Here is a 10,501-nt window from a genome sequence, read left to right as displayed (position 1 = left end):
TCTGTGGATAAGTGTTCTGTAGTATTGATAATACAAGAACTTATTAGATTAATTAACTGTGTACAATTAGTGATTTTAATAGGAATAACTTTTTTATATGTTATAGTTTTAAACTAAATTCACAAAAAAAATTAATTATTAAAATTACTATTGCATTCATGAATAAAAAAAGCTTAAAAAAATCTATTTTAAAAAATATAAAAGAGGTAAAAAAATGTTTAATATATCTAAAAAAAATATCATTGTTTTAATAATTTTTTTTCTTATTTTTAGTTTATTTTTTTTTTCTAAAAAACGTTCTATACCAGTTTATGAAAAAAATAAACAACAAATAGAATATGAAGAAATAAAAAGAAAAATAAATTCCCAAGAATCTAAAAATTTAAATAAAGTTGAAAATTTTATTATTAAAAATAATAATATTTACGGTACTTTAATAGCTATGGAACTAGCAAAAAAATATATTCTAAACAATAATCTTGACAAAGCTTTTACGCAATTAAATCATTGTTTAGAATATACAAAAGAAAACAATTTAAAAAATATTTTACAATTAAGAATGACTAAAATAAAAATTCAAAAAAATGAATATAATCAAGCTATGAATATTATCAAATCAATAACAGATAAAAATTGGAAAAATATAGTCGAACATATCAAAGGTGATATTTTTGCTAAACAAAACAAAAATAAAGAAGCAATAAAATGCTGGAAAAAAAGCTTGTTAATAGAATCTTTAAATGCATCTAGAGAAATTTTAAGAATGAAAATTAATGAATTAAAATAAAAATAAATGCAAAATAAAAATGAAATTAACTTCAATTAAAAAGGGTGTATTTAAAAAATGATACCTATCATTGCATTAATTGGACGAACTAATGTAGGAAAATCCACTTTATTTAATATACTAACAAAAACTAGAAATGCATTAGTTGGAAACCATTCAGGAATCACTAGAGATAGACAATATGGATATTTAAAATTGAAAGAAACTAAAAAAGTTATTTTGATCGATACAGCTGGTTTAGATATTAATGACAATATAATAGAAAAAAAAGCAAAAAAACAAACGTTTCTAGCTATAAATGAATCGCAATTGATACTATTTGTAGTAAATGCCCGTGATGGATTAATGCCACAAGATATTGATATTTTTAATAAAATAAGAAAATTTCAAAAAAAAACAATTTTAATTATTAATAAAATAGATGGTATTAATGATCACTCTAAATTCAATGAATTTTACTATTTAGGAATTGAAAAAATTCAAAAAATATCTGCTACACATAATCAAAAAATTAATACCCTCATCGAAAAATATTTAATTCCTTGGATACAATCAATAAACCAAATAGAACAAATAAAAGAAACTGAAAAAAAAATACCAATATCTACTATTAAAGTAGCTTTAATTGGTTGTCCAAATGTTGGAAAATCAACCTTAATCAATAGTTTATTAAATAAGGAAAGAATGATTACATGCAATATGCCAGGAACAACATTAGATAGTATATCAATACCTTTTACATACAACGATCAAAATTATATTCTCATTGATACTGCAGGAACATCTAAAAAAAAGAAAAATGCATATAATTTTGAAAAATTTTCAATAATTAAAACATCACAAACAGTCGAAAAATGTAATGTAGTATTATTAATAATAGATGCATGTAAAAAAATATGTCATCAAGATTTATTTTTGGCTGATTTTATTATTAAATCTGGAAAGGGTATTATTATAGTCATTAATAAATGGGATTTATTAGACATAAAACAAAAAAAAGAACTAAAAGAAAACGTTCATAAGAAATTAAAATTTCTTTATTTTTCAAAAATACATTTTATATCTGCATTACATCACAAAGGAATATTTAAACTGTTTAAATCTATAAAAGAAACATACCAAGAATCTAATAAAAAAATTAGGACATCAACACTTATAAAAACTATGAATCAAGCAACTCAAAAGCACGAACCACCAATAATCAAAGGAAATCGAATAAAATTAAAATATGCACATTTAGGTAGTTCTAATCCACCTAAAATTATTATACATGGTAATAAAGTAAAATCTTTACCATTATCTTATAAAAGATATTTAATAAAATTTTTTTATAATAATCTCAAAATAAAGGGAACACCTATTCAAATAGAATTTAAAGAAAATAGTAATCCCTATATTTTATTAAAACATAAAAAAGAAAAAAATTAATATTCTCTAACATAATTAACAGTATATAGAGGTATTTCTACTTCAATATCAATATTTCCGATAACTGCTTGGCAACTTAAACGACTATTAGATTCAAGTCCCCAAGCTTTATCTAAAATATCATCTTCAATTTCAGACCATCCTGAAAGAGAAGAAAATCCTTTTCTAACAATACAATGACAAGTGCTACATGCACATGATTTTTCACATGCATGTTCTAATTTAACATTATTTCGTAAAGCAACATCTAATATTGTTTCACCTTTTTTAGCAAAAAAATTTGCACCTTTTGGCAATATAATTTTATGAGGTAAAAAAAATACTTTAGGCATTTATATATTATCCTTTAAAAGATTTTTACTTAAAGAAGTTTGAATAGTATTTTTAAGTCGCAATGAAAAAAATTTTTTACTTAATTCTTCTAATTTTTTTAAATTTATTTTTATCAAAAATAAATCATCTTGATTAATAGATTCTTCTAGTTTCTTTTTTTGATTGTTTATATTAAATAATTCTTCTTTACTAATTAACTCTTTATCTTCTTTAATAGCTTCTTCTAAAATCATTAAAACTTGTTTTGATTCCATTTTTTTTTCTTCTTTTACTCTATAATAATAATCTTTTTCAGCATTTTTTAAAGATGTACTTACTATTTTAGAAACATTTACTTTTTTTAACATAGAACTATTATCAATTTGAATAAATTTACCTTGATTACTATTTTTTTCTAACACTTTTATCTTAATTAAACCATCAGTATTAATTTCAAATGTAACTAAAATACGAACTAATCCTGCTTTTTTAGGTTTTATTTTTTTAAAGACAAAACGAGATAATGAAATACAATTTTTTACAAGTTCACTTTCACCTTGCAATATGTGAATTACTATAGATGTTTGATTATCTTTATAAGTTGTAAATTCTTTGGTTTTTGAAATTGGAATTGAACTATTTCTTAAAATAATTTTTTCAACAAAACCACCCATAACTTCAATACCCAAAGAAAGAGGTATAACATCTAATAATAATGTTTTGTATTTAGTCAAATTGTTTTTCAACATATCTACTTGAATTGCAGCTCCAATAGCTACAACTTCATCTGGATTAATAGAATTTAAAAGAGTTTTTTTAAAAAAATTAGATACTTTTTCATAAACCAATGGAACACGGGTAGATCCACCTACCATTATAACCTCACTAATTTTATCAATTGATAAATTGACTTCTGTAAGTAAATTAGCACAAATCAATAAGGTTTTTTTAATTAAATGCATAATAATCAGATTAAATTCATCACGGGTAATATCACCCATCCAATCGAAAAAATGAACTTTTACCACATTATATTTAGTTAATTTTAACTTTGTTTCTCTTGCTATTTTAAGCAATACGGATTGAAAAAAATCATTGCATTTATTAAGTAAATTTGATTTTTGATAAATATATTTAGCTAAAGCATGATCAAAATCATCTCCACCTAAATTAGAATCACCACTAGTAGCTAATACTTCAAATATTCCTTTATTTAATTTTAATATAGAAACATCAAAGGTACCTCCTCCTAAATCATATACTAAAACAATACCTTTTTTCTGCATCTCTAAACCATAAGCTATAGCTGCAGCTGTAGGTTCATTCAACAATCGGATTAAGTTAATTTGAGCAAGAAAAGCTGCTTTTTTCGTAGCTTCTTTTTGAAGATTATTAAAATATGCTGGAACAGTGATAATACTTGCATCTATTTTTTCATTAAATAAAGTAATAGTTCTATCTTTTAAAAATTTTAATATCTCACTAGAAACATCAATAGGTGTGACAGGACCTAAATTTGTATATAATAAAACTCCTCCATCACTTTTTCTTTCTATAAGATATGGTAAAATTGGAAATTCTTTTTTAATAAATTCAATAGAACGACCAAGTAGACGCTTAACAGAACAAATTGTATTTATAGGATCTTTAGTAACATTTTTTAAAGCATCCCAACCTACTGATATACTATTTTTGTTATAATGTACTACTGATGGTAATAAACAACGTCCTTCCTGATCCGATAATAAAATAACTCCTTTTTTTGTTACTGTTGCAGCTAAAGAATATGTAGTGCCAAGGTCAATCCCTAAAAATATTTTTTTTTTGTATGTATGTTTTAAAGAAATCATATTATCGTCACTTATTTATAAATCTATTTTATAAGCATCTTATTATTTTTTAAATTTTCTTTTATTTTTTCAAAAAATAATAATTTTTCTATAATAATAGTTGCTTTTTTAAAATTTTTTTTATTGAATTCCAATTCAATTAATTTTTGATATTTTGTAATTTTAGTTGTGATGTCTTTTAAAAAATTATTTAACAAAACTTCATCAAAATTATTTTTTTTCAAATTTTCTAATTCTTCATAAAAAGAAAAGTACTCTATTAAAAAACTATGATTTTTTAAAATAACAGTTTCTTTACTAATTTTAAAACCACGTAAGGAAAGAAAGTATATAGCTCTACTTGAAAAATTTTTTAAAATTTTATAACCTTTATTGATTTCAATAGATTTTTCTAAAATCATTTTTTTTTTAAATGTAGAATCATTCATAAATAAATCAGGATGAAATTGTAATTGTAATTTATAAAAATTTTTAGAAAGTAACTTCTTATTAATGTTAAATGTTTCTGGTAGATCAAATAATGTAAAATAATTCATTAATTACCTAAATTTATTTTTGTTATATTGATAGGTTAAAAAAATAATACTAATGTATAGTATTACATGTTGAAAGAAAATATTCTTTCAACAATAAAATCCTGTTATTTTTTTTTACTTCTATAATCAGCAATAGCAGCTTTAATAGCATCTTCAGCTAAAATAGAACAATGAATTTTTACTGGAGGAAGTTCTAATTCTTCTACTATACTAGTATTTTTGATAGTTTCAGCTTCTGTGATAGATTTTCCTTTTACCCATTCAGTAACTAATGAACTTGATGCAATTGCTGAACCGCAACCATATGTTTTAAAACAAGCATCTTCAATAACACCATGCTTATTAACTTTAATTTGTAATTTCATCACATCACCACAAGCAGGAGCACCTACTAATCCACTACCTACATTTTTATCTTTACTAGAAAAGGATCCAACATTACGAGGATTTTCATAATGATCCATCACTTTTTTACTATAAGCCATTTTAAATTCCTTAACTTGTTTTAATATTTAACTATGATCCCACTCAATGCTATTTAAATCAACTCCTGATTTGAACATTTCCCATAAAGGTGAAAGTTCACGCAATCTGCAAATAGATTGATGAACTAATTTTATTGTATGTTGAATTTCTTCTTTTGTAGTAAAACGACCAATAGAAAAACGAATAGAACTATGAGCTAATTCATCTTTAATTCCTAATGCTTTTAATACATAAGAAGGTTCTAAACTAGCTGACGTACAAGCAGAACCAGAAGAAATTGCTAAATCCTTAAGTGACATAATTAAAGATTCACCTTCAACATAATTAAAACTAACATTTAAAATATGTGGTACTCCTTGTTTTAAATCACTATTCAAATAAACTTCTTCAATATTCTTAATTCCATTCCAAAGCAAATTCCTTAATTCTGTTAAACGAATGAAATCATCATCTATTTTACTTTTAGCTAAAATAAACGCTTCACCCATACCTACAATTTGATGTACAGGTAAAGTACCTGAACGCATTCCTCTTTCATGTCCTCCCCCATGTATTGAAGCTAATAAACGAACACGTGGTTTACGACGAACATATAAAGCACCAATTCCTTTTGGTCCATAAACCTTATGCGCAGAAAAAGACATTAAATCTATATGAATATTTTTTAAATCAATAGGAATTTTTCCTATACTCTGAGTCGCATCTACATGAAAAAAAATCTTTTTTTCTCGACAAAGTCTTGATATACCTGCTATATCTTGTATAATCCCAATTTCATTATTCACATGCATAATAGAAATTAAAATAGTATCTTTTCTTATATTTTTTTTTAATTGACTTAAATCAATGATACCATTGTTTTTAGGAGTAAGATAAGTTAAATCAAAGCCTTTACTTTCAAGATATCTACAGGTATCTAAAACAGATTTATGTTCTGTTTTACTAGTAATAATATGTTTACCTTTATTTTCATGAAAAAATGCTATACCCTTAATAGCTAAATTATTTGCTTCAGTAGCACCTGAAGTAAAAATAATCTCACGAGAATCAGCACCAATAAATTCTGATATTTGATTTCGTGCAATATCAACAACTTCTTCTGCATCCCAACCAAATTTATGTGAACGAGAAGCAGAGTTACCAAATGTTCCATCAATCGTTAAATAATTCATCATTTTCTTTGCAACTTGATACTCTACTGGAGTAGTTGCTGCATAATCTAAATAAATTGGAGTTTTCATAGCAAAAATTTACCTTTGAATAAAATTCTTCATATATAAAGTAAACATTTTATCATTTTAATCAAAATTTAGATCTAAAAATGATTAAAATATACTATTTTTAAAATATTCAAAATACATACTAGACTTTTGTTGTTAATAACAATATAATTATTTATAAATAATAAAAATCAATTTAGGGGTGTAGTTCAATTTGGTAGAGCATCGGTCTCCAAAACCGAAAGTTGTAGGTTCAAGTCCTTCCACCCCTGCCAAAATATCAATCATCAATTATTTTTTATTCTATTTAAGAATACATTGATTTCTGCATTTTAATTATATAAAAAAATATAATTCCTGCAATTTTTTAGAATCATTTCTAAAAAAATTCTATTAATTTCAATTAAAAATTTAATTAAATGAAAATATAACCTATAAATATCACAATTTTATAGAAATTTTCTTATTAAAATAAAAACTTTAAAAATTATTTTTTATGGAGTTATTTATAAATGCCTAAATATCGTTCTTTTACAACTACATATGGTAAAAATATGTCTGGAGCAAGATCATTATGGCGTGCTACAGGAATGAATGATGAAGATTTTAAAAAACCTATTATTGCAATAGTTAATTCTTTTTCACAATTTGTTCCAGGACATATACATTTACAAGAAGTTGGAAAGATTATTTCCCAAGAAATTCAAAAATCAGGCGGTGTTCCAAAAGAATTTAATACTATTGCAATAGACGATGGAATAGCTATGGGACACTCTGGAATGTTATATTCTTTACCTTCTCGAGAATTAATTGCAGATTCAATAGAATATGTAGTTAATGCACATTGTGCGGATGCAATGATTTGTATTTCTAACTGTGATAAAATTACACCAGGAATGCTTATGGCATCAATGCGACTAAATATACCATCTGTTTTTGTTTCAGGTGGACCTATGGAAGCAGGTAAAATAAAAAAAAATAATAAAGAAATAAAAATAGATTTAGTAGACGCTATCATGACAGGAGGAAATCCTCATAAATCTGAAGATCTAATTAAAACCATTGAAAGTTCAGCATGTCCTACATGTGGATCTTGTTCTGGAATGTTCACTGCAAATTCTATGAACTGCTTAACAGAAGCAATGGGTTTATCTTTACCTGGAAATGGAACACTATTAGCTACTCACGTTGATCGCAAAGATTTATTTATAAAATCAGCCAAAACTATCGTCAAAATTACTAAAGAATATTATGACAATGATAATAAAAAAGTTCTACCTAGAAGTATTGCAAATAAAGAGTCTTTTATAAATGCAATCACATTAGATATTGCAATGGGAGGGTCTACTAATACTATTTTACATTTGTTAGCAGCTGCACAGGAAGCAAAGGTTGATTTTAAAATGTCTGATATTAATAATTTATCTAAAAAAATACCTCATATTTGCAAAGTATCACCAAGTACTTCTTTATATCATATAGAAGATGTTCATCGTGCAGGTGGTGTAATGGGTATTTTAGGAGAATTAAATCGATTTAATTTATTAAATAAAAAAACAGAGAATATATTACAATTAAATCTAGAAGAAACATTAAATAAATATGATATTATTTTAACAAAAAATCCTCATGTTATTAATATGTTTAAAGCTAAACCTGGTGGTATTCGAACAACAAAACCATTCTCACAAGAATGTAGATGGGTAAAATTAGATTATGATCGTAAAAATGGTTGTATTCGTTCTTGTAAAAATGCTTATAGTAAAGAAGGAGGATTAGCTGTTTTATATGGAAATTTAGCTAAAAATGGTTGTATAATAAAAACTGCAGGAATCACCAAAGAACAGTACATTTTTTCTGGTACGGCTAAAGTATATGAAAGTCAAGAAGAAGCTGTTAATGCAATATTGAATAAAAAAGTAATCTCAGGTGATGTTGTTGTTATTCGTTATGAAGGTCCTAAAGGTGGTCCTGGTATGCAAGAAATGTTGTATCCTACTACATATTTAAAATCTATGGGTTTAGATAAAACATGTGCATTAATTACCGATGGTAGATTTTCAGGTGGAACTTCAGGACTTTCTATAGGACATATTTCACCTGAAGCTGCAAATAAAGGTACAATAGCTTTAATAAAAAACAATGATATTATTAATATTAATATCATTAAAAGAACAATTAATATAGATATTACAGAAGAAGAATTATCTAAACGTACTTTAGAAGAAGAATCAAAGGGATCCTTCTCTTATAAACCAAAAAACCGTAAAAGATATATTTCACCTGCATTACAAGCATATGCTTTTTTTGCTACAAGTGCAGATAAAGGAGCTGTAAGAAATCAAGATAAAATATCTAAAATTTAAAAAAACAAAACTTTAAAAAATTAGGAGAATATTTATTAATGAATTATTTTAACACGTTGAGTTTTAGTCAAAAAATTAATCAAATAAAAAAATGTCGTTTTATGAAAAAAAACGAATTTAAAAATAAGAATATAATTTTGCAAAATAAAAGTATAGTTATTGTAGGATGTGGATCTCAAGGTTTAAATCAAGGATTAAATATGAGAGATTCAGGACTAAATATTTCTTATGCTTTAAAAAAAGATAGTATTTTAAAAAAAAATCAATCTTGGATAAATGCAACGGAAAATAATTTTATAGTAGGTGATTATGAATCACTTATACCAAGTGCTGATTTAGTAATTAATTTAACTCCAGATAAACAACATTCTAATGTTATAAAAGAATTGCAAAAATTAATGAAAAAAGATGCATGTTTAGGTTATTCACATGGTTTTAATATTGTAGAAAAAGGAGAAAAAATAAGAAAAGATATAACCGTAATAATGGTAGCTCCAAAATGTCCAGGAACGGAAGTGAGACAAGAGTATAAACGAGGATTTGGTGTTCCTACATTAATTGCTGTACATAACGAAAATGATATTCATAAGATAGGCTTAGAAATTGCAAAAGCATGGGCATTTTCTACTGGAGGACATCGCGCAGGAGTTCTTGAATCGTCATTCGTAGCTGAAGTTAAATCAGATCTTATGGGAGAACAAACAATTTTATGTGGTATGCTTCAAACAGCTTCATTAATATGTTACGAAAAATTAATTTCAAATAAATGCAATCCAGGTTATGCAAGTAAATTAATACAATTTGGATGGGAAACCATTACAGAATCTCTTAAGCATGGAGGCATTACTTTAATGATGGATAGATTATCTAATCCATCAAAAATTAGAGCTTTTAAACTTTCTCAAAAAATAAAGAAAATTTTATCAGAATTATTTCAAAAACATATGGACGATATTATCTCAGGATATTTTTCTATAGAAATGATGAAAGATTGGAAAAATAAAGATAAAAATTTATTAAATTGGAGATATAAAACAAAAAATACGTCTTTTGAGCAAGCTCCTTACTATGAGGAAAAAATACCAGAACAAGAATACTATGATAATGGAACACTAATGGTAGCAATATTAAAATCTGGTATTGAATTATCTTTTGAAAAAATGGTTCAATCAGGAATCATGGAAGAATCTGCTTATTATGAATCATTACATGAATTACCATTAATAGCAAATACTATTGCAAGAAAAAAACTATATGAAATGAATATGGTTATTTCAGATACTGCTGAATATGGTAGTTATCTTTTTTCTGAATCAGCATATCCAATTTTAAAAAACTTTATAGCAACCATCAACCATACAGATCTTGGTTCTCCTTTATCTAATCAATCTGTAAATAATATTGAATTATGTCAAATAAATGAAATTATTCGAAATCATCCAATAGAAATCATTGGACGAAAATTGAGATCTTATATGAAAAAAATGAAAACAATTACTGTTGCTCAATAAAACAT

9 protein-coding genes and 1 tRNA gene are annotated in these 10,501 nt (G+C 25.1%); 5 read left to right on the top strand and 5 right to left on the bottom strand.

What is annotated here, in order from left to right:
* Positions 1 to 214 precede the first annotated feature (214 nt).
* A complete protein-coding gene (locus D9V70_RS03135; RefSeq protein WP_158356263.1) occupies positions 215 to 787 on the top strand; it encodes a YfgM family protein in 573 nt (190 codons plus the stop codon).
* 57 nt (positions 788 to 844) lie between these two features.
* A complete protein-coding gene (gene der, locus D9V70_RS03130) occupies positions 845 to 2,215 on the top strand; it encodes a ribosome biogenesis GTPase Der (protein WP_158356262.1) in 1,371 nt (456 codons plus the stop codon).
* Here the strand turns inward: der and fdx are convergent.
* From fdx to D9V70_RS03105, 5 genes are all read right to left on the bottom strand, one after another.
* Positions 2,212 to 2,547: an ISC system 2Fe-2S type ferredoxin gene (gene fdx / locus D9V70_RS03125; RefSeq protein WP_158356261.1), complete on the bottom strand. Its 336-nt coding sequence runs from the start codon at positions 2,545 to 2,547 to the stop codon at positions 2,212 to 2,214. The genes der and fdx overlap by 4 nt on opposite strands.
* Positions 2,548 to 4,377, bottom strand: a complete 1,830-nt coding sequence (gene hscA, locus D9V70_RS03120; protein ID WP_158356260.1) for a Fe-S protein assembly chaperone HscA — start codon at positions 4,375 to 4,377, stop codon at positions 2,548 to 2,550.
* Positions 4,378 to 4,400: 23 nt separating this feature from the next.
* Positions 4,401 to 4,913, bottom strand: a complete 513-nt coding sequence (hscB, locus tag D9V70_RS03115; RefSeq protein WP_158356259.1) for a Fe-S protein assembly co-chaperone HscB — start codon at positions 4,911 to 4,913, stop codon at positions 4,401 to 4,403.
* A gap of 104 nt (positions 4,914 to 5,017) precedes the next feature.
* Positions 5,018 to 5,398 (bottom strand): Fe-S cluster assembly scaffold IscU, encoded by a 381-nt coding sequence (gene iscU / locus D9V70_RS03110; RefSeq protein ID WP_158356258.1) that lies wholly within the window; start codon positions 5,396 to 5,398, stop codon positions 5,018 to 5,020.
* A gap of 27 nt (positions 5,399 to 5,425) precedes the next feature.
* Complete coding sequence (locus tag D9V70_RS03105) at positions 5,426 to 6,640, bottom strand: IscS subfamily cysteine desulfurase (protein ID WP_158356257.1); 1,215 nt, start codon at positions 6,638 to 6,640, stop codon at positions 5,426 to 5,428.
* Between the two features lie 177 nt (positions 6,641 to 6,817).
* Here D9V70_RS03105 and D9V70_RS03100 point away from each other — a divergent pair.
* From D9V70_RS03100 to ilvC, 3 genes are all read left to right on the top strand, one after another.
* A tRNA-Trp gene (locus tag D9V70_RS03100) sits at positions 6,818 to 6,894 on the top strand.
* A 237-nt stretch (positions 6,895 to 7,131) separates the two neighbouring features.
* Positions 7,132 to 8,985, top strand: coding sequence for a dihydroxy-acid dehydratase (gene ilvD / locus D9V70_RS03095; protein WP_158356256.1), 1,854 nt, complete (start codon positions 7,132 to 7,134; stop codon positions 8,983 to 8,985).
* 38 nt (positions 8,986 to 9,023) lie between these two features.
* A complete protein-coding gene (gene ilvC, locus D9V70_RS03090; RefSeq protein WP_158356255.1) occupies positions 9,024 to 10,496 on the top strand; it encodes a ketol-acid reductoisomerase in 1,473 nt (490 codons plus the stop codon).
* Positions 10,497 to 10,501: the final 5 nt, after the last annotated feature.

It is taken from the genome of Buchnera aphidicola (Lipaphis pseudobrassicae), assembly GCF_005081185.1.
Lineage (GTDB): Bacteria > Pseudomonadota > Gammaproteobacteria > Enterobacterales > Enterobacteriaceae > Buchnera > Buchnera aphidicola_AD.
The sequence above is the reverse complement of the archived record's forward strand: the minus strand, read 5'-3'. Positions and strand labels throughout refer to the sequence as shown.